Here is a 22,044-nt window from a genome sequence, read left to right as displayed (position 1 = left end):
TTATATGTTAACAATTGAACAATGAAGGAGTATACAATGATGAAAAAAGTATGGTGGAAAGAAGCGGTTGCCTATCAAGTATATCCTCGTAGCTTTATGGATGCTGATGGGGATGGAATTGGAGACATTCAAGGTGTTATTTCCAAATTAGATTATTTAGAGGGATTGGGTATTGATGTGATTTGGCTTAGTCCTGTCTATCAATCACCAAATGATGACAATGGTTATGATATTAGTGACTATCAAGCGATTATGTCTGAATTCGGTACAATGAATGACTTTGACCAGTTATTAGAAGAAGTTCATCAGCGGGGAATGAAATTGATTATGGATCTAGTAATCAATCATACATCTGATGAACATCCGTGGTTTATAGAATCTAGGTCTTCAAAAAATAATCCCTATCGTGATTATTATATTTGGCAAGAAGGTAAAAATGGAACCGAGCCAAATAACTGGGAATCTATATTTGGTGGTTCTGCTTGGGAGTATGATGACAGAACAGAAAGTTATTATTTGCATGTCTTTTCTCGGAAACAGCCAGATCTGAATTGGGAAAATCCAGCAGTACGCCAATCGTTGTATAGCATGGTTAATTGGTGGCTTGATAAAGGTATTGATGGTTTTCGTGTTGATGCGATATCCCATATCAAAAAAGTACCTGGTTTCCCAGATATGCCAAATCCAGATAACAGAAAATATGTTCCGTCATTTGCAGGTCATATGAATCGAGAAGGAATTCATGTATTTTTACAAGAATTAAAAAATGAAACCTTTGATCAATATGACATTATGACTGTTGGAGAAGCGAATGGCGTCACGATGGAGGACGCTGCACTTTGGGTTGGCGAAGAGAAGGGTAAATTTAATATGGTCTTCCAATTTGAACACTTGGATCTTTGGGGGAAAAGTATTACTGGTGGATTAGACATCCATGCCTTAAAAGAAACATTAACTAAATGGCAAAAGGGGCTTGAGGGAGTCGGCTGGAATGCATTATTCCTCGAAAACCATGATCAGACTCGTTCCGTTTCGAGTTGGGGGAATGATGATGAATATTGGAAGGTTTCGGCAAAGGGATTAGCTACGCTATATTTTCTTATGCAGGGTACACCATTTATTTATCAGGGACAGGAAATAGGGATGACAAATGTTCAATTTCCAGCGATTGAAGATTATAACGATGTGGCTATGAAAAATCTGTATGCTGAAGAAATTGAAAAAGGCACAAGTCATCAAGAAATCATGGAGATCATTTGGGAAAAAGGAAGAGATAATTCGAGAACGCCTATGCAGTGGAATGGCAAGGAAAATGCTGGTTTTACAACAGGACAACCTTGGATGAAGGTCAATCCGAATTATAGAAGAATCAATGTTTCCGATCAACTGGCTGATCCAACATCCATTTACCATTATTACAAACAATTGATACACATTAGGAAGCAATATTCTGCATTTATTTATGGAAGTTACAACCTGGTCTTAGCAGATCATGATCAGGTGTATGGCTATACCAGAACGGATGGAGATCAGCAAATGTTAATTCTTGTGAATTTATTTGAAGAAGAAGCTGATGTCAACGTGACAGAAACTCTGATAGTTTCATCAGCAAAGTTGTTAATCAGCAATTACGATGTAGAGAACGAAGAGCAACTGAAGAATATGGTTTTAAAACCATATGAAGCAAGAGTTTATCGCCTATATAATTGGCAGTAATATCTCCACTTCAAGCAATAAAGTGAAAACAATATGAATAAGTGAGTGATCGACTGCCACTGCCAGTAAATGTCCGAATGGTTCAAAGGGATTTAGGTCATATCTTTGTGGTACTAACATCAGTGGAGGAACAAAAATCCCCCATTTTACTTTATACGTCTTTCAGTAAGTAACATCACCCTCTAAACCATTCAGCAAACGATTCATCAACTCGGTGATCAAGGAGACTTTGACGTTTCTTCTCAGGAAGGAGACTTGCCTCCATCTATACAATAGGTTGTGGCCAGTCTCCTCTTCCTTTTCCTATTAAATAAAATATGCTACTACTAAGTACAAAGCTGCTGCAATACCTACGCCTATGGATACAATTTTTAATTTATACTGTGCATATTCGACAAGAGGAACTTCTAGAATAGATGCCGTTGTAATGGTAGTGTCGCCTAGCGGAGAGGTCATTGCTCCAAATGAACCGCTTGCAAATACGGCACCAACTGTCATCGGTAATGAAGCTCCTGTTGAAGTTGCCAGAGCAATCCCCAGTGGCATAAATATTCCCCATGTTCCAAAGGATGAACCTAGGAAATAGCTGACAGCTGAACCTACTAAAAAAACAATAGCTGGAATAGTAAATGCAGGAAGAAAACTGCCAATTGTCGCCTCGATAAATTTGGAAAACCCAAGGTCTTCTGCAACAAAAGATAAGGACCATACTAGTACCAGAAGAATAATTGCCTCCATGAGTTGGTTTCCACCATCATAAAAGTGGTAAATGGTTTCACTTAGTTTTTGGTCCCTTAACATATAGAAAATAAACGTGATGATGAGTGTAATAAATACGGCAAGTAAGATAACAAAGGTAGCATCCGCTTTTGCAAAGGCATTAAATATTCCGGTAGCTCCTTTTTCTACGCCGTTTTGCCATAATAAAAATAAGGTTAGACCAAGCAATAAAAACAAAGGAACAATTAAATTCCAAGGCTGCGCTTTCACCATGGATAGCTCTTTTTTAATTCCTATGCGGTGATGTTCATCTGTCTGTTGCATGTTTTGATCTTTGTTGGTTTGCTTTTTGTTGGGCTTGGACCAGAATGTCCTAATTAGTCCAATGATCAGCATTACAATTGCAAAAAAGTTAAATGGAATACTGTACAAAAATACTTGATAGGCATCTGCTTCCAGATTATGTTTTTGAATTCCCCCTTCAATAAGGGAAACCATGAAACCGACGAAAGCAGTGGCAGCTGGTAATAATACGATAACGGAACTGGTGGATACATCCATCGTGAACCCTACTTTCCAGTGAGACATGTTCACCTTTTTAAGTAAGGATTTTACCACGGGTCCAATCATCATTATTCGAAACATCGGCATCATAAATGTAAAAGGTAGGGTCAACCAGATGACAACTAGAAGTCCTCGTTCGGATTGAATTTTGTCACCAACCCACTCAGAAAATCCTTTAACTCCTCCAGAAATTTGCATCATACCAATCAATCCGCCAAATAAATATAAAAAGGCGATAATATTAATATTCCCTGGATCTGCCAATGTCGTTATGAGATAGTTTACGGCTTCTTTTGTTCCGTTTAATACGCTGAATTCTAACAGAAAAGCACCTACAAGGAGTCCCAGCACTAGTCCAGGAAGAAGTCTTTTTTGCCATATAGCTAAAGCAATAACAATAGTAAAGGGAATGAGGGAGAACCAGGTGTGATCCATCGTACAGCCTCCTCTAAATGGATGGTTTGATATCTAGTATAAGGTTGAAAAAATGAATAAAAGCTATAATTACCATTTGTAAAAAGTCGATTTTTCATACGTAGCTTTTGCAGAAAGACATAATCACTACATGCTTCCTCATAATAGGTGAATCTGTTGATTATTAGATGTCAATAAAGCTATTAGAAAGGGTGAAATGGACAGCAGTTATTAAATAGTGTGAGGAATCTTTTGCTATTTTTTAATAGAATTGCTATGATAGTTTTAATTATTTAAATAATTACATAATATTCTTATCTAGAGAGGTCGAGGGACTAGCCTGAAGACACCTCAGCAACCTGTTTTATAAATAAGGTGCTACTTCTAGCAAGTTTTATAAACTTGAAAGATGAGAAGGTGACGATGTATGTATACAAAAGAACCCTTCTTAGCAGAAGGGTTCTTTTTAACGAGGCTGAGGCAAAACACACTTATTTACTCAAAATACGAATAATCATGTTATCAATAGGAGTATCATTCCAGCATCGTGAAATATACTCGCTTTCCGCGGGAACGGTCTCAGCTAACTTGGTAAGGAAAACGCTTTTTCTAGTGGATCTTCGGACTCGTGGTGTTACGGCCGGAGTCTCGCTTATTTCAGGTGCTAAATGAATGATTCTGATCAATACGAACGATAATTAATTTTCAACCAATCATTGTTCGTTTTTAATTGTTTCTTCATTCTTTTGTCTCAGCCTTTTTATAACTATAAAGGAGTGGATACATTGACAACAGCAGTAGAACGAATAGCACCTTTCAAAGGAGATCATGTAGGTAGCTTTCTAAGAACAGATCGTATCAAGCACGCGAGATCTCAATATGCTAAAGGAGAAATTAGTGAAAAACAACGAAGAGCAATTGAAGATGCAGAAATTATTAAGCTAGTAGAGAAACAAAAGGCAGCTGGGCTAATGGCTATAACCGATGGAGAACTTCGGCGTTCTTGGTGGCATTTCGACTTTTTAGAGAATTTAAATGGTGTTGAGGGATTTGAGCCAAATAATGGCTTGAAATTTGCTGGAATTGAGACAAAAAAGCATTCCATTCATGTTACTGGAAAGGTGGAGTTTAATAAAGAGCATCCATTTCTCGCAGATTTTAAGTTTCTGAATGAAGTGGTAGGGAACCGTCATGTTACCAAACAGACGATCCCAAGTCCGAACATGTTACTCGTTCGTGCTGGATTTGATACAGATATTTATCAAACAATCGAAGACCTTGTTCCAGATGTGATTATGGCTTATCAACAAGCAATTCAGGCATTTTATGATGCAGGTTGTCGTTACCTTCAGTTAGATGACACATCATGGGCATCCTTTCTATCAGAAGAAGGGATTTCCTCACTGCAAGCAAAGGGCATGAATCCAGAAAAACTAAGGGATATTTGCAAACGTGTGATTAATGAATCGATTGCTGAAAGGCCTAAAGATTTACTTATCACCATGCATATTTGTCGAGGCAATTATCGTTCCCATTATTTCAGTACAGGTTCTTATGATGCTGTTTCTGAAACCATTTTCGCTGGGTTGAATGTGGACGGGCTTTTCCTTGAATTTGATGACGAGCGATCTGGAGGTTTCGAGCCTTTATCCTATGTGAACAGAGATGATCTTTGTGTAGTCTTAGGATTAGTTACTTCTAAGTTCCCAGAGCTGGAAGATAAAGATGTTATTAAGAAACGTATTGCTGAAGCTGCTAACTACCTTCCGTATGAACAGCTCTGTCTTAGTCCGCAATGCGGTTTCGCTTCTACAGAAGAAGGTAATCTGATAACAGAAGAAGAGCAATGGAATAAGGTTAGACATGTAGTAGATATCGCTAAGGATGTGTGGAAGTAAGAAAGCATATTAGTAGCCGCTTATATTAAACCATTTTGAATGAATGAAGATAAAGTAACTCCGAATTACCTTTCGAGCATATCAGTATATTCGGAATGTAGTTGGGTGCTTTATCATTCATTTTTTTAAATGGTGATGTTACCTAACGAAAGGAAGGGTGCTTTGACCCGTTAATATTAGCAAAGTAAACAGAACTAGCTAAAAAAACAGCACACTCTGCTTGTATGTGATTAAATCTATAGGCAGTGATTATCTGTATGTTCGGATTGACGATAGTTTCGTTCTATTCTATCATTAAAGAAGTTTATAGAACGTGTGACCACTAGCGGAAGGAGAGAATTGCAATAAATCTTAATAATATAGGTAAGAAAATTAAGCAAATGCGCTTGCGTATGAAAAAAACACAACAGCAGGTAGCGGAAGCATGTGGAATCTCCAAAAGCCTTTTATCTAAAATTGAAAATGGACAGACAGCTTCAGCAATTGCCACTTTATCCAAAATTAGTGAAGAATTAGAAGTACCACTAACCTGGATTTTGGATGATCATGATGATCGAGATCTTGTTTTACTCCCTCATACAGAACGGCAATTTAAAGTAGGTGATGAGAATATGGGTTACTCCTATGAATTGCTGGCAAATCGTTCGCGGTTTACAGGAATTGAACCTACTATTGTTCATGTAACTCCTCGGGATATGAATGTCCGCGAAGAGACCTATACGCACTCCCAAGATGAGTTTATTTATATTTTAGAGGGAGCTATCCATTTACTTTATGAAGATGAGAAGCATTACATGGAAAAAGGAGATAGTGCTTTTTTTAAAGGAAATAAGTCACATTTATTTATTCCCGTTAATAATGAACCAGCGAGGGTACTAACAGTGTTTATCGATAATCATTTGTAATCAGACAAGGAGCTGTCCCAAAAGACAGCCTCCTCTTGAGCAACTGATTTGGCTGACCGACTCCTGTGGATGAATCCAATTATTTTAGGCTTTACACGGCAGCCACCCCAACAGGAGTATTCAAAGGTCTAGATTGCTGTATCAACATGTACTTTATGGAATATCTATTCTCTGGAAGAAATACATAGGAACTTTATTGGTTTGTCCGTATAATTATACCAATTATGTGGTGTTGAAGAATCTAAGAATATACAATCATATGGTTGTAAAATGGCTTCCTCATAATCAACTTCAATGGTAAGCGTGCCTTCTAACACATATAGAAACTCCTGTCCTTTGTGTGAAAAATTATTGCCTCGATTATCTCCTGGGTTAAGAATGATAAGATTCGGAACAAAAAGTGGGTTCTCCATTCCTCCGGTTAAATCCTTATAAATAAATCGATTTTCAGTTAAGTTTGCCATATCAACAATATTTCTTGTGATTGCTGATCGTGAGTTATCCATAGATGATGAGAAGAAATAACTTGGATTCACTCCAAGTGCTTCAGAAATTCGTTTTAAAGATAGAAGGGTAGCAGAAGTTTTGGAATGCTCCAATTGTGATAAAAAACTAATGGAAAGTCCGGTTTTTTCAGAAACTTGTTTTAGTGTTAACTTTTTTTGTTTTCGTAGGTTCTTCACTTTACTTCCAAGGTTTTGTGTGTGGTTCATGGTTTATTTCTCCCCTTATCCCAATTGATAACTTGTAGATATAAAAGATCAGCTTAGACTTTGTGAATATTTTGATAGTCCTTTTTGCCTAGTTTTATAGAATTGTATGAGAAAACAGTTGACGAAAAAGCAAAAAATATCTTATAATTTATTTAAACATAATTTAAGTAATACTTAAATAGTTTCGCTTTAAATTATTAGAAAATTTTCTTAGTTCGAATTTCACAACAGCTTTAGCTTTTAGAGTTTCTTCTGAGCATTAATGAACAACCCGTAACAGGCTAGCCATCTTATTGATTACAGTAATAGTTAAATTAATGAGCAATGTATACGCTTAAGGGTTGATTATTTTCATTGATGTTGAAAACGTTTTCAATAATTGGAAACTAGTAAACTATATTTAGGAGGTTTTTATACATGGTCGTACCTTATACACATGAACCCTTTACAGATTTTACGGTGGAAGAGAATAGACAGCAAATGCTAGCTGCATTGAAAAAGGTAGAGAAGGATTTAGGTAAGGAATACCCATTAATTATTGGTGGTGAACGTATTACAACAGAGGAAAAAATCGTTTCTGTTAATCCTGCCGATAAAGAGGAAGTAATTGGCTATGTTTCTAAAGCAAATAAAGAATTAGCTGAGAAAGCAATGCAAGTTGCAGATAAAACGTTTGAAACTTGGAGAAAATCGGATCCGAAATTCCGTGCAGATATCTTATTTAGATCTGCTGCGATCATTCGTCGCAGAAAGCATGAGTTCACTGCCCATTTAATCAAAGAAGGCGGTAAACCATGGAAGGAAGCAGATGCAGATACAGCAGAAGCTATTGATTTCCTAGAATATTACGGACGTCAAATGCTTGAATTAAAAGATGGAGTTAAAGTGAATAGCCGTCCAATTGAATATAACCAATATCATTACATTCCATTAGGCGTAGGTGTGGTTATTTCTCCTTGGAACTTCTTGTTTGCGATTATGGCAGGTACTACTGTAGCAGCAATGGTAACTGGAAATACCGTTTTATTGAAACCAGCAAGTGCGACTCCAGTTATCGCTTATAAACTGATGGAAGTATTGGAAGAAGCAGGAATGCCAGCAGGAGTTATTAACTACATTCCTGGTCCTGGGAAAGAAGTAGGCGATTATTTAGTTGATCACTCACGTACGCGTTTCATAAGTTTTACTGGTTCTCGTGATGTAGGTACCCGTATTTTTGAACGTGCGGCAAAAGTACAAGAAGGTCAGAAATGGTTGAAACGAACAATTATTGAAATGGGTGGAAAAGATACTATTGTTGTTGATAATGAAGCAGATTTAGAATTAGCAGCTGAATCAATTGTACAATCCGCTTTTGGATTTTCTGGACAGAAATGTTCAGCATGTTCTCGCGCTGTCATTCATGAAGATGTCTATGATGAAGTGAAAAATAGAGTTGTAGAACTTACCAGCGAGTTATCGGCAGGAAATCCTTATGATAATTCCCATTTCATGGGTCCGGTCATTGATCAAGGAGCTTATGATAAAATTATGGATTATATCGAGGTTGGGAAGAAAGAAGGAGACTTATTAGTCGGTGGTACAGGTGACGACAGCAAAGGCTGGTTTGTAAATCCAACGGTGTTTGGAGATGTTGATCCAGAGGCTCGTATCATGCAAGAAGAAATATTTGGACCTGTGGTTGCATTAACGAAGGCGAAAAGTTTTGATGAGGCCATTGATATAGCCAACAATACCGAGTATGGCTTAACTGGTGCAGTAATTACAAATAATCGTACGCATCAAGAACAAGCACGTCAGGATTTTCATGTAGGTAACCTGTACTTCAATCGCGGTTGTACAGCAGCCATTGTAGGCTATCAGCCATTTGGTGGATTTAACATGTCTGGAACAGATTCAAAAGCAGGTGGACCAGATTATCTTATCCATCATATGCAAGGTAAAACAAGTTCTGAAATGCTGTAAATAATACATTAACTATCTTTCCTGCAATGCTTTACAAATAATGAAGTGGAAATGCATGTTCAAAAAGAAAGGTAAAAAGGAAGAGCGAATTCCTTTTTACCTGATCTTTTGAACATATTTTTTAGAAAATTAGTGAAGTTTGGGGGAGGATCAACTTGGAACAAATCATGCGTAATTTCTTTTTATTTTTATCAAATAATAAACCACTAACGAAAGCAGCAAAGAAATACGGTTTTCGGTTTGGAGCATCGCGATTTGTCGCAGGAGTAGATATTAATGGTGCAGCTGAGAAGATTAAAGAATTAAACGATAAGGGGTTTGAAGTAACTGTCGATCACTTGGGAGAATTCATTGACAATGAAGAAGAAGCGAGGCAATCTACTGAGGAATGCATTCATGCAATTAAGGTCATTGCGGAAAAAGATCTGAATGCACAATTGTCGTTGAAATTAACCTCACTTGGTATGGATATTTCTTATGAGCTTGTCATGGGAAATATGCGTAGAATACTACAGACAGGGAAAGAGTATGGAGTCATTGTCACAATTGATATGGAAGATTATGAACGAACGGAACAAACGTTAACCATTTTTAAATCATTGAGGCAGGAATTTGATAATCTTGGAACGGTACTACAAGCTTATCTTTATCGTGTAGAAGAGGATTTAGATGCACTAAATGAGTTTAACCCATATTTGCGGCTTGTAAAAGGTGCTTATAAAGAATCCGAAAAGGTTGCCTTTCCAAATAAACAGGATGTCGATGAGAATTATAAAAAGATCATTAAGAAGAATCTGTTAAATGGTAACTACACAGCTGTAGCTACACATGATGATGATATTATTGCATATACAAAAGAACTGGAAAAAACACATGCTATTCCCAGAGATCAATTTGAGTTTCAAATGCTGTATGGTATCCGAATTGAACTTCAAGAACGATTGATTGAAGAGGGGTATAAGGTGCGCGTTTATATGCCTTATGGTGACGATTGGTTTGGATATAATATGCGTCGCTTAGCAGAACGACCTGCCAACGTTGCCTTTGTGTTGAAAGGAATCTTTAAAAAATAAAGTTAAGGTTACTTCAGTCCTTCTGAGGTATAACGAAAGTGGTCCGCTACTAGCAACAATCTTTATATTATAATTCTATGTAGGCCAAAACGAATCAACGCTTTACTAGTAGTCGACAATACGACTACTCGAACTATTGAAACGGAGGGCTTACTATCAGCTATATGAAAAAATTTTTATTACGTGCAAGCTGCTAATTTGGGTTGATGGATGATAAGCTACCTTCTCAAATTGCGCTTGCACTTTTCTATTACTGTTTATTCCGTATATAATTGACAGGATAACCCCTAAAAATGATACCGCCATCATTAGGTTATCCAGTTCACATAATTGCTTATCTATAAAAAAAGGCGTATGCTAGTATTATAAAAAGTAAGTGAATACTTACTTACTTTTTAGTGAATAAGATAAAGGGGTGTCTTTGATGGCAGATAGAGTAGTAGTTATAACAGGTGCCGCAAGTGGAATTGGACGTGCAACTGCGTTAAAATTTGCGCAAGAAGGGGATAAGGTAGTAGTTGCTGATTTGAATGGAAGTGGTCAAGATATAGCTAAGCAAATTACTAAAGATGGCGGTAAAGCTACATTCATAAAAACAGATGTTTCCAAACAAGAGGACGTACAAAACCTAGTGAATAAAGCAGTGGAGTTATATGGATCCATAGATGTAATGTTTAATAATGCTGGAATTGGCGATATGGGATCAATCCTTGAGCCGAATATAGATTCTTATCATAAAACAATAGGTGTGAATCAACACGGTGTGGCATATGGAATCTTCGCAGCAGGTCGTAAAATGAAGGAATTGAATGTAAATGGTGTTATTATTAACACTGCTTCCGTATTCGGTTATATGGCAAATAAAGGTACATTTGCTTATCAAGCAAGTAAGGGTGCAGTACGAATGATGACACAAACTGCAGCACTAGAGCTCGCACCATTTGCTATTCGCGTAGTTGGTGTTGCTCCAGGTGGGGTTGATACGCCAATTATTCAAGGTTATAAAGATAAAGGGATGTTGGAACATTTGAAGAAACAGCAAATGCGCGAGCAGTTGATTCAACCAGAGGCCATTGCTAATGCTGTCTATTTACTATCACTAAAAGAAGCAGATGTTATTAATGGAAGTATTGTTATGCTTGATGATGGTTATGCATCATTCAAATAAGTTATAATAGTAAGGCTGGTGATTCCTCCAGCCTTACTTTTTTGTCTAGGAATTATAAAATTTGTCCATGTGGATATGGCCGTGTTGGGTCGCGCCTAGCTCCAGAGCCCAGAAACTAAGCGACTTCACGAATCTTTCTGCGATAAGTCATCATTGGCTAGAAAGCACATCATAATTTCTTTATCTCCATTGACTCGCTCCAGTCGCTATGTTTCTAATCGGGTGCTTACGCTTTTGCTCTTCACGTTAGGAAGATATAAAACTTTAGCTTAGTCGACTAAGCAACGTAGCGAACATTTTTAAGTACAATGTATATGTAGAAACTAAGGTTTTCGCAATTACTTGGCGAAAAGCCAAGTTTTTCTTATAAGTTAAGAAAGTATAAAATCAGTGCAATGACTGCGTTAAGCCAAGTAGTTATTTTGAAATGTTTGATGTATATTGGCAATGCTCCGACTAATTACTTCGCTTTCCGCGGGCACGGCCTTAACTAACTTTGCAAAGAAGAACACGTTGCAAAGTGGATTTTCGGCTCGCGCAATTCCCGCAGGAGTCTACGTAATTAGTCTCCGCTATGAGAAGGTGCAACAATTCTTGTCATAAGAAATAGGTTGACTTTTTTTACAATGGGTAAAGTGAAAATCGCTATCCGTGAGTATAAAAGCAGCTGTGTTACTTCATGCTAGCGTTGTAGAGCCTGATAATAGCGAAGGCCGGCCACTTCAACTCCTGTGGGAAATGTTTGACCTGAAGATCCACTTTTTTTGAGCGGATTTTGCTAAAAAAAGTTAGCTGAAGGACAAACCCCACGGAAAGGGAAGTGGGCAGCCGGAGTGGTGTTCAAGCAGTAGCTATTATTCCATAATAGCTACTAGAGGAAGCGTAAATCTGAGCATTTAGTGATAAGGAATGAGCGAATTTTGCTCAGTTTTTCTTAGAAAGGGGGCTCTAGTCTCTTGAGAAAAGGTCAAAAAACAAGACAAATGATCGTTGAGCAATCTAGAAAGCTCTTTGCTGAAAAAGGTTACGATATGACAAAAACGATGCATATTGCTGATCAATGTGGCGTATCGGAAGCGACGATCTATAAGTACTTTAATAGTAAGCTCGATCTTTTAATGGAAACAATTTCGCATGAAAAATTAGAAATACCAGAAAGTAGTAGTTTACATCATAAACGGACAGAGGAGCTTTTGGAATTATATGTACGACAATTAACTCGTGCTGTCTTAACGAATTTTGAACAGTACGCTATCTTGTTCCGTGAAACGCCCTTGCATGAGGAAATATCGAAAAAATACGTGCAATATACATATGAACAAAATGAAGTTAGTAAGGAATTACAAGTACGAATTAACAATGGAGATTTAAGTGGTGTTTGCGATTTTGAATTGCTAAATGTCGGAATCATATCTTCTATTATTGCAATGAGTACACATCATCGGATTCACAAAGGAAAGCAAACATCTTTGTTTGATGAACAAAAGATTGAACAATTCGTAGATTTTATATTGCATGGAGCATTAAGAAGCTAGGGACCTTTCAAGAATTTATCCATGGATGTAGGTTTACATTTAGTAGATTTAAACGTAGAATCTTACTATATATTCACTGAGAAAAGGAAGGGTAGAATGACAAAGTATATTGGATTTGCAGGAACCTATACAAGAGAACAAAGTAAGGGAATCTATTGTTTTGAGCTCGACAGCGAAGCTAAAAAATTACAGGCTGTTCAAGCAGTAGCTTCTGTTGGAAGTCCTACCTATCTAACAATAAGCGAGGATGATCGCTACCTATTTTCAGTTGGACAAGACGGAGAATTAGGTGGAATGCGTGCTTATGCGATAAACGCAGAAACACATACATTAAATCAAATTAATGAACAGTTGCTGGAAGGAAGAGCGCCATGCCATGTAAGTATTCGTGATGGAAAATTGGTGATTGGAAATTATCATAAAGGTGAAGTTGGTCTATATTCGGTTAATAAGGATGGTTCCCTTGAGCTAGGGCAATTTGTAAAACATGAAGGTAATGGTCCCCATGAACGACAAGAAAAATCCCATGTTCATTTTGCTGGCTTTACACCAGATGGAAACTATGTAGTAGTATGTGACCTAGGAACAGATGAACTTGTTACCTATCGTATAGAAGCAGGTGAATTGATACGGCATGATACACTTTCTATAAAACCAGGAAGTGGTCCCCGGCATATCGTTTTTCACCCAAACGAAAAGACTGCTTATTTACTAACAGAGCTAAGCTCAGAAGTCATTGTATTAGCTTATCATGCAGATGATGGAAGCTTTACTGAAAAACAAACAATCAAAGCAAAGCCAGAAGGTTTTACGGATACGAATGATGCAAGTGCAATTTCTATTTCATCGGACGGTAAATTTCTTTATACAGGAAATCGCGGGCATAATAGTATTGCTGTCTTTCAAGTAGAAGGAGAAACAGATTTTCTAACGCTGATTGAATTCACAGCTACTGGAGGCGATTGGCCACGTGACTTTGTTTTGGATCCAACAGAATCCTTTATTGTTGCTTCGAATCAGCATAGTGGCAATTTGGTCTTGTTTGAGCGAAACAAAGTGACGGGTAAGTTAACAAAATTGAATAGCGAAGTTGACGTTCCCGAAGTTGTTTGTGTGAAATTTTTAAATGAACAAAAGTAAAAAATAATTAATGTGTATAGAGCTCATTACTAATACTATTTAGTATTAGTGGTGAGTTTTTTATTGCCTAGAAATTATAAAATACGCTCTTGTGGATTAATATGAGCGCGTGGAGCCGCGTCCAGCTCCAGCGCCTAGAAACGAGGTAACGAAACGAATCACCCTTCGATAAGTCATCATCGGCTCGCAAGCTCACCGTGACTCCTTTATCACCGTTGTCTCGCTCCAGTCGCTATGTTTCTATTCGGGCGCTTGTGCTTTTGTTCAAAGTTAAGAAAGTATAAAATCAGTGCAATGACTGCGTTAAGCCAAGTAGTTATTTTGAAATGTTTGATGTATATTGGTAATGCTCCGACGAATTACTTCGCTTTCCGTGGGCACGGCCTCAACTAACTTTGCAAAGAAGAACACGTTGCAAAGTGGATTTTCGGCTCGCGCTAATCCCGCAGGAGTCTACGTAATTAGTCTCCGCTATGAGAAGGTGCAACAATTCTTGTCATAAGTAATAGGTTGACCTTTTTTTACAATGGGTAAAGTGAAAATCGTTATCCGTGAGTATAAAAAGCAGCTGTGTTACTTCATGCTAGCGTTGTAGAGCCTGATAATAGCGAAGGCCGGCCACTTCAACTCCTGTGGGAAATGTTTGACCTGAAGTTCCACTTTTTTGAGCGGGTTTTGCTAAAAAAGTTAGCTGAAGGACAAACCCCACGGAAAGGGAAGTGGGTAGCCGGAGTGGTGGTCCAGCAGTAGCTATTATTCCATAATAGCTACTAGAGGAAGCGCAAACCTGAGCATTTAGTGATAAGGACTGAGCGAATTTTGCTCAGTTTTTCTAATTGATTAGGAAAATATAAGTATGTACCTTATAAAAAAGTTGTTTTTGGCGTTTTGTCCCCCTCGACAAATTTATGGATCAAAATCCAATTTTGCATATTTGGCTGTGATTGATTTGGTCTTATTCAGACAATACGAGTTGATTATAATAAGAATAAGACATACTACTTTTTCGATTGAATGTAGGAGGAAATCATATGAATCAACGTAGTATGGCAGTTTTAAAACAATTGATTCAACAGGATGCTTATATCTCGGTATCTAAGCTTTCGACCATTTTTAATGTATCAAGAAGGTCTATTTACAATGATTTAGAAAAGGTTAATGATTGGTTAAAGGAACATGGGTTTGATGCAATTAAACAAGTTAGATCTGAGGGGATATACCTTGATGATCAAACGAAACAGGAAATAATAAAGAAGTACACGTTGATGGAGGATTCCTATTATGAATATTCTGCAGGTGAACGAAGGGCATGGATATATATTCATATAACTAGTAGTAGCCAAGCGTATTTTATCGAAGATTTAAAAGAGCTTCTACAAGTAAGCCGGAATACCATTCTTGAAGACATCAAGAAATTAAAGCGGGAAATAGGTGAATATGCATTACAACTAAGTTCAGAACGAGGAGAAGGCTATTATATTACTGGAAATGAAAGCGATGTCAGAGATTTGCTGATTCACTATCTTTCCATCGTAACCCCAAATGACGGCTGGTATAGTCTGATGGATGAAATACCACCGTTACAAACATTCTCTATTTTTCGTATGGAGTGGCTGCAAATTCTCCACAAGTATCTAATCGAGTATGAACAGCAATTTAAGATTGAGATCATCGATGATGTTTTAAACAACTTAGTAATATGGTTTCATTTCTTTATGAAGAGAATGGAAAAAGGAGCAGTCATTGAGAATGACCCTATTGAGAAACAAATCATCGCAGCAACAGAGGAATATGTAGGGGCTAAATTATTATGCGAGCAACTATTTAAACGATTGTCAAACCCACAAGCTTTACATGAAGAAGTTTATTATATCACTAAATATTTGCTCAGTGCCAAAGTGAAATATAATTTAGGCCCAGATTTAGCAAATAAAGAAATGCAGTCATTGCTTGACGTGGTAGAGAACATGGTTGCTGATTTTCAATTATATGCAGCGGTTGAGTTTGATGAACCAGATATTATCATTCAGAATCTTTTGCTTCATCTAAAGCCTGCTTATTACCGAATTAAATACGGAATTAAAGTAGAAAATACGCTAGTTGCATCCGTCAAACAGAATTATCCAGAGGTATTCCATATTACAAAAAAGGTAATGCGTCATTTTGAAAATCTCATGAATCAAAAAGTTGATGAGAATGAAATAGCATTTATTGCGATTCACTTTGGCGGTTGGCTTCGTAAAGAGGGAGTAATTCTTGAGCAATCACCTAAGAAATTACTCATTGTTTGTACCAATGGTTTAGGGACTTCAAGACTCCTAGAAAGTCAGCTTGAGGGGTTGTTTTCCAATATTGAGATTCAAGGTGTAACCTCATTAAGAGAATATCAACAAATGGAATTAACGATAGATTTCATCGTGTCTACCATAGCGCTTCCACAACGTGGAGTTCCTGTTTTTGTGGTTAATCCTGTCCTAAATGATGATGATAAAGAACAGTTATTCAAGAAAGTGAATAGTTTGTTTGACAATGGGAATAAGCAGCAAAGATATTCTGCTGAAACTATATTAGATATAGTAAGGCGTTATTCCTCTATTCACAATGAGGATGCGCTTCGTCAGGAATTAAGAAGATATCTCTATGCTCCAGTACACCTTGATAATGAGGGAGGGAAGCAGAGTTTACATGAACTATTACCACCACAACGAATTAAGGTAATGGAACGTGTAGATACATGGGAACAGGCAGTTAGAATAGCTGCAAAACCATTATTATATGAAAAATATATTGAGAATCATTATATTGAAAAAATGATTGAGAATATAAAAAATAGTGGGCCATACGTGGTAATATCCGAACATTTTGCCTTACCTCATGCCGGCCCCTTCGATGGTGTTAACAAAACTGGTTTTAGTATGCTTGGCTTACGTGAGCCTGTCAATATTCTAGGAAAGGAAGTTCGTATCCTTGTCATATTAGCATCAAAGGATAACGAGCAGCACTTAAAAGCCTTATCACAATTGACACGGTTATTTTCCAATAAGAAAAATAAAAATCATCTTACCCAGACAATGGATAAAAGTGAAATTAGTCATTTTATCCGCGTTTACTCAAAAGAAAATTAACTATTATTTGAAAAGTTAGGTGTGTAAAGCATATGAAATTTTTAGAAGAAAATATGGTGCAGTTTGATGTAGAAGTAGCAAATGCTGAAGAGGCAATAGAAGCTGCTGGTAACCTTCTATTACAGCAAAAATTAATTGAATCGTCCTATATTCAGGCAATGAAACAAGCTTATCAAACGAATGGTCCATATTTTGTACTAGCACCACAAATAGCTATACCTCATGCAAGGCCCGAGGATGGGGTAAATGAAGCCTCGGTTTCTCTCGTCCAACTTAAAAAACCGATTCCATTTGGACATGCAACAAACGATCCTGTTCGTCTGGTATTTGGATTAGGAGCGGCTTCTAGCGATGAGCACTTGGTTTTATTAAGGAAATTAACTGGACTATTAAATAATGCTGACAATATTAATCAATTAATTCATGCAAGAGGAATTGCTGATATAAACAAAATAATCGAAATGGGGAGATAAGAATGATGAAAGTATTAACTGTATGTGGTTTAGGTCAAGGAACAAGCTTAATTTTAAAAATGAATGTAGAGCAGGCGCTTAGAGAGAAAGGGATACGAGCAGATGTTGAGCATACCGATGTTTCAACTGCTTCCAGTATGAATGCTGATTACATTATTACAAGTAATGAGCTATCGGAAGGGCTAATAGGACATCCTGCAAAAATTATTATTGTGAACAATTATTTTGATATGGAAGAAATTAATCAAGCAATTGAGCAGAATGTTGATAGCAACTAATTACAACTACTAATGAGATATAAAAGGGGAGGAATTAAGGATGGATGTTATTGTATGGGTCGCTACGAACGTCTTCGGTGAGGCAGCGATATTATTAGGCTTTATCGTGCTTTTGGGACTAATACTGCAAAAGAAATCAGTTAGTCAAACAATTAGTGGAACATTTAAGGCTGTTATTGGATTTTTAATTATTAGTGCTGGATCTGGAGTCATTGTTAATGCTTTAACTGTTTTTGAGCCTCTGTGGAAGGAAGTATTCAACCTCTCAGCGGAGCCATTAGGCAATTTTATGGGGCAAGAAAGCTTTAATGCGAAATATGGGAGCGCTGTAACATTGGCAATGACATTAGGCTTTATTATCAATGTATTGCTAGCACGTTTTACGAAGTTAAAGTACATCTATTTAACAGGACATATGATGTTTTGGACGACAACGATATTCGCAGGTGTTGTCATTCAAGCAGCTGGTGATGTCTCCTTTGGAAAGCTGGTAATTTTCCTAGCAGTTGTCATGGGATTATACTGGACAATTCAACCAGCTCTGACCCAACCATTTATGCGGAAGATTACAGGTAACGACAATATTGCTTTGGGTCATACTTCTGCATCTGTAGCCTTACTTGGCGCATTAGCAGGTAAATTTCTTGGAAACAAAGAGAATGACTCAGAAAAAATTAAGCTTCCAAAGGGATTAGAATTTCTAAGAGATTCAAATGTTATTACGGCATTAACCATGGGATTATTATTTCTAGTTGGAGCAGTTATCATTTCTTTTAAGAATACACCAGGTGCACAAGAGCTAGTAGCTGCTGCCGGTGATCAAAACTTTATTATCTATGCAATCATCCAATCCTTCACTTTTGCAGCTGGAATCGCTGTTGTATTACTAGGGGTGCGAATGTTTATCGGAGAAATGGTCCCAGCATTTAAAGGGATTGCTACAAAAATTGTTCCTGGTGCCAAGCCTGCATTAGATAGCCCAATCGTATTTCCATATGCGCCGAATGCCGTGATTTTAGGCTTTTTAGGCTCCTTTATTGGTTCTTTACTATGGTTAGTTGTATTAGGAAATACAGTAGGCTATGTATTCGTTCCGACAATGATTGTTTTATTCTTCCATTCGGCTACAGCTGGAGTTTTTGGAAATGCAACAGGTGGAGTAAGAGGAGCATTAATTGCAGGCTTTATTACTTCTACAGTAGTTGCGTGGGGCCAATTTGTTATGGTTAAACTACTTTTGCCGGATACCGTTCCAGATACAGCAATGTGGGCAGCAGATTCGGATATGTTCATCTTAGGACCAATTATCCGTTTTCTTTCACAATTGTTATTTTAAAAATGTTTGAAGTGGATATCTCATCGGTTTCGATTGGTAAGAAGGTATTTCTGTGGGAGAAGAAACTGTATAAAGTTTACAGTGCTTTGCTCAAGAGGAGATTGTTAAAAGAAGGTCTAACTTTTGAGATATTCCTTTCACTATATAGGCGTGTAACTACACCATCTTATAATAATAAAATGATAGGAGTGTGTACTTTATGAGCTTTATTCGTACGTTTCATGGAGATATTAATCCCAAAACATTGGGAGTAACATACTCACATGAACATATTGTTTGTCGTCCGCCATATTGGGTTGAAAAACAAGCGGAAGATTTACTACTTGATGATAAAGAAAAATCGAAGCTCGATGTCTTAGATTTCAAACAACTCGGTGGTCAAGCAATTGTTGATGCTACTGCTATTGATTATGGTAGAGATGTAAAGGCAGTTAAGGAAATTTCTGATGAAACTGGAATTACAATCATTGGGACAGCTGGTTTTAATAAAAGCTTCTTATGGGGGGCACCTGTACCAGAGCACGTAAAAGCAGTAATTGGGAATTATCAAACATTTTATGAGTGGATTGATGCAACTTCCATTAATGATCTTGCTGATGTTGTTATTAAGGAAATTGAAGAAGGTCTTGAAGGAACGGGAATACGTGGAGGACAGGTGAAATTTGGTACAGGGTATAACCGGATTACCCCTTTAGAAGAAAAAACATTACGTGCTGTTGCAAGGGCGCATCATGAAACAAAGGCACCTCTCCATTCACATACAGAAGCAGGTACGATGGCGTTAGAACAAATCGAACTTCTTAAATCAGAAGGTGTGAATTTAGAATTTATTAGCTTTGGGCATATGGATCGAAATCCAGATCCTTTTTATCATGAACAGGTTGCAAAGACAGGTGCACTTCTTTCCTTTGATGGTATCTCGAAAATTAAATATGCACCAGAGAGTACTCGGATTTCCTGTATTTTGGAGTTAGTTGATAAAGGGTATGAAAGGCAAATTCTTATTAGCGGAGATACAGCTAGAAAATCATATTATAAGCATTACGATCATGGTTTGGGATTAGAAAATATTCTTGGTAAATGGGTACCACGTTTTATTGAAGAAGCAAACCAAAAAGGATTTGATGGAGAACAATTGGTTGATAGATTTTTTATAGAAAACCCTGCTAACTGTTTTTCATTTAAAAAGTAAGGCGTAGAAGGTGAATGAAGTGGAATTTCAATATCAAAATTCATACGAGATTGAAGAAAAGATAAAGACATGTAAAGTGGCGCTTTTGCCAATTGGTGCTGTGGAGGCGCATGGTCCACATTTGCCATTAGGTACGGACAATATTTTGGCAGAAAGTGTTGCTAGGAGGCTAGCAGAACAAGTAAATGGATTAGTATTACCGACATTGCCGTATGGCCAAGTTTGGAGCTTACGTAATTTTCCAGGAAGCATTACGTTAAAGAATGAATCACTTATATCGATTCTCGTTGATATAGGAGAAAGTTTATACAAGCAAGGCTTTACTACGTTTGCGATGATTAATGGTCATTTAGGTAATGGAACAGCATTGAAGGAAGCGGCTCGTGTACTTTTTGAAACCTGCCCAGAATTACGAGTATTCTATTTCTTTTATCCAGGTATGAATCAAGCAGCTGAAGACGTTCGGGAAACAAAGTCAGCTCATAACACCTATTTCCACGCATGTGAAATCGAGACTTCCTATATGCTATATTTAGCTCCGGATTTTGTAGATATGGATAAAGCTATTACGGATATCCCTGAGATTCCAGCTAATGCTGATGTTACTCCAACTCCATGGGAAACATTTACAAAATCAGCTGTATTAGGTGATGCCAAGCTTGCAACGAGTGAGAAAGGGAAATATATCATAGATATTGCTATTGAGAATATGGTGAGGCTTTTAACTGAAAAGGCTTCGAGTTAGCGATGTTTAGAAAGAGAGAGACAAGCATTTGTAAAATCTTAAAAATTTTGAGGAGGTCTGTTTGTCATGATCCAGCAATACTTTCGTGAAATTACAGAACTACTAGCTGTTGTTGAGAAAGAGGAACAGGAGGTAATGCAGCAAGTAGCTCAGCAGGTGGCAAAAACGATAGAGCATGACGGGGTGATTCACTTATTTGGTTGTGGTCATTCTCACATTTTAACAGAGGAAGTATACTATCGAGCAGGAGGATTAGTGCCTATTCATCCTATTTTACATGAACCACTTATGCTGCACGAGGGTGCTTTACGATCTTCAACGCTTGAAAGGAAAAATAATTATGCAGAAACATTTATGGACGAACAAGATATTCAAAACGGAGATATGTTAATTGTTATTTCTACATCTGGTCGAAACCCTGTTCCAGTGGATGTAGCAAGGATAGCAAACCAAAAAGGCGCTTTTGTAGTAGGGATTACATCTATTTCCTATTCTTCTAGTCAGCCATCACGACATGCGAGTGGTGAGCATTTGTATGATGCTGTAGATATTGTCATCGATAATCATGCACCTATTGGAGATGCGCTGTTATCTCATGATAAGGTAAAGGTAAATTTTTCACCAAGTTCAACCGTAATTGGCTCCGCTATTTTGAATGCAATCTTTGCTCAAGCTGTTAAAGTGATGGCTGAGAATAACTATAGTCCTCCAGTCTTTCTGAGTGGGAATATTGAAGGAGCAGATGAACATAATCAAAAGCTAGTAGATAGGTATAGTAAGAGAATTAAACTTTAAGTTAACATTATAAATACTTTCCTTTGCATGAATAAGTAATGCAAAGGAAAGTATTTTTTGTTTAAAGTTAAGAAAGTATAAAATCAGTGCAATGACTGCGTTAAGCCAAGTAGTTATTTTGAAATGTTTGATGTATATTGGCAATGCTCCGACTAATTACTTCGCTTTCCGCGGGCACGGCCCATAGCCGTCAAGTTAAGCAGGATATTTTAAAAACCATAAAGTTATTCGTTATTCTGACATTATAAATGGAATAATTTGGAGGGATTACGTATGGCTAAGCAATATC

18 protein-coding genes and 1 riboswitch are annotated in these 22,044 nt (G+C 37.3%); of the genes, 16 read left to right on the top strand and 2 right to left on the bottom strand.

Annotation, left to right across the window (positions count from 1 at the left end; genetic code table 11):
• The first annotated feature begins 39 nt into the window (after positions 1-39).
• Positions 40-1,716 (top strand): glycoside hydrolase family 13 protein, encoded by a 1,677-nt coding sequence (locus RVS70_RS13700; protein WP_034678361.1) that lies wholly within the window; start codon positions 40-42, stop codon positions 1,714-1,716.
• 306 nt (positions 1,717-2,022) lie between these two features.
• Here RVS70_RS13700 and RVS70_RS13695 read toward each other — a convergent pair whose 3' ends face one another.
• On the bottom strand, positions 2,023-3,435 hold the full coding sequence (locus RVS70_RS13695) for a Na+/H+ antiporter NhaC family protein (protein ID WP_321133708.1): 1,413 nt from the start codon (positions 3,433-3,435) through the stop codon (positions 2,023-2,025).
• Between the two features lie 290 nt (positions 3,436-3,725).
• Positions 3,726-3,830, top strand: a riboswitch (SAM riboswitch).
• Positions 3,831-4,199: 369 nt separating this feature from the next.
• Here RVS70_RS13695 and RVS70_RS13690 point away from each other — a divergent pair.
• Positions 4,200-5,312, top strand: a complete 1,113-nt coding sequence (locus RVS70_RS13690; protein WP_321133707.1) for a 5-methyltetrahydropteroyltriglutamate--homocysteine S-methyltransferase — start codon at positions 4,200-4,202, stop codon at positions 5,310-5,312.
• A gap of 338 nt (positions 5,313-5,650) precedes the next feature.
• On the top strand, positions 5,651-6,217 hold the full coding sequence (locus RVS70_RS13685) for an XRE family transcriptional regulator (RefSeq protein WP_308036058.1): 567 nt from the start codon (positions 5,651-5,653) through the stop codon (positions 6,215-6,217).
• Between the two features lie 164 nt (positions 6,218-6,381).
• Here RVS70_RS13685 and RVS70_RS13680 read toward each other — a convergent pair whose 3' ends face one another.
• A complete protein-coding gene (locus RVS70_RS13680) occupies positions 6,382-6,930 on the bottom strand; it encodes a helix-turn-helix domain-containing protein (protein WP_026679811.1) in 549 nt (182 codons plus the stop codon).
• A gap of 417 nt (positions 6,931-7,347) precedes the next feature.
• On the opposite strand from RVS70_RS13680, the gene pruA reads away from it, so the two are divergent.
• The 13 genes from pruA (at position 7,348) to RVS70_RS13615 (ending at position 21,755) form a co-directional block, all read left to right on the top strand.
• Positions 7,348-8,895 (top strand): L-glutamate gamma-semialdehyde dehydrogenase, encoded by a 1,548-nt coding sequence (gene pruA, locus RVS70_RS13675; RefSeq protein WP_321133704.1) that lies wholly within the window; start codon positions 7,348-7,350, stop codon positions 8,893-8,895.
• A gap of 155 nt (positions 8,896-9,050) precedes the next feature.
• A complete protein-coding gene (locus tag RVS70_RS13670) occupies positions 9,051-9,968 on the top strand; it encodes a proline dehydrogenase family protein (protein WP_026679813.1) in 918 nt (305 codons plus the stop codon).
• 424 nt (positions 9,969-10,392) lie between these two features.
• The gene (locus tag RVS70_RS13665) at positions 10,393-11,136 is read left to right on the top strand and encodes an SDR family NAD(P)-dependent oxidoreductase (protein WP_026679814.1); all 744 of its coding nucleotides are present in this window, start codon (positions 10,393-10,395) and stop codon (positions 11,134-11,136) included.
• A gap of 956 nt (positions 11,137-12,092) precedes the next feature.
• Positions 12,093-12,671 (top strand): TetR/AcrR family transcriptional regulator, encoded by a 579-nt coding sequence (locus RVS70_RS13660; RefSeq protein ID WP_026681997.1) that lies wholly within the window; start codon positions 12,093-12,095, stop codon positions 12,669-12,671.
• Positions 12,672-12,767: 96 nt separating this feature from the next.
• Positions 12,768-13,811: a lactonase family protein gene (locus RVS70_RS13655; protein ID WP_026681998.1), complete on the top strand. Its 1,044-nt coding sequence runs from the start codon at positions 12,768-12,770 to the stop codon at positions 13,809-13,811.
• A gap of 570 nt (positions 13,812-14,381) precedes the next feature.
• Positions 14,382-14,561 carry a hypothetical protein gene (locus RVS70_RS13650; protein WP_166530246.1) on the top strand — a complete coding sequence of 60 codons (180 nt, stop codon included), beginning with the start codon at positions 14,382-14,384 and terminating at the stop codon, positions 14,559-14,561.
• Between the two features lie 281 nt (positions 14,562-14,842).
• The gene (locus RVS70_RS13645; protein WP_034679319.1) at positions 14,843-16,936 is read left to right on the top strand and encodes a BglG family transcription antiterminator; all 2,094 of its coding nucleotides are present in this window, start codon (positions 14,843-14,845) and stop codon (positions 16,934-16,936) included.
• A gap of 32 nt (positions 16,937-16,968) precedes the next feature.
• Positions 16,969-17,409, top strand: a complete 441-nt coding sequence (locus tag RVS70_RS13640; RefSeq protein ID WP_026682000.1) for a PTS sugar transporter subunit IIA — start codon at positions 16,969-16,971, stop codon at positions 17,407-17,409.
• A 5-nt stretch (positions 17,410-17,414) separates the two neighbouring features.
• Positions 17,415-17,687 (top strand): PTS sugar transporter subunit IIB, encoded by a 273-nt coding sequence (locus RVS70_RS13635; protein ID WP_026682001.1) that lies wholly within the window; start codon positions 17,415-17,417, stop codon positions 17,685-17,687.
• A gap of 40 nt (positions 17,688-17,727) precedes the next feature.
• On the top strand, positions 17,728-19,023 hold the full coding sequence (locus tag RVS70_RS13630) for a PTS ascorbate transporter subunit IIC (protein ID WP_026682002.1): 1,296 nt from the start codon (positions 17,728-17,730) through the stop codon (positions 19,021-19,023).
• 199 nt (positions 19,024-19,222) lie between these two features.
• Entirely contained in the window at positions 19,223-20,215 is a 993-nt protein-coding gene (locus RVS70_RS13625) for a phosphotriesterase (protein WP_026682003.1), read from the top strand.
• A 19-nt stretch (positions 20,216-20,234) separates the two neighbouring features.
• Positions 20,235-20,960 carry a creatininase family protein gene (locus RVS70_RS13620; RefSeq protein ID WP_026682004.1) on the top strand — a complete coding sequence of 242 codons (726 nt, stop codon included), beginning with the start codon at positions 20,235-20,237 and terminating at the stop codon, positions 20,958-20,960.
• Between the two features lie 66 nt (positions 20,961-21,026).
• Positions 21,027-21,755 (top strand): SIS domain-containing protein, encoded by a 729-nt coding sequence (locus tag RVS70_RS13615; RefSeq protein ID WP_026682005.1) that lies wholly within the window; start codon positions 21,027-21,029, stop codon positions 21,753-21,755.
• The last annotated feature ends 289 nt before the right edge of the window (positions 21,756-22,044 follow it).

Origin of the sequence: Virgibacillus sp. M23 (assembly GCF_034190895.1) — a bacterium.
Lineage (GTDB): Bacteria > Bacillota > Bacilli > Bacillales > Amphibacillaceae > Virgibacillus > Virgibacillus salarius.
The sequence above is the reverse complement of the archived record's forward strand: the minus strand, read 5'-3'. Positions and strand labels throughout refer to the sequence as shown.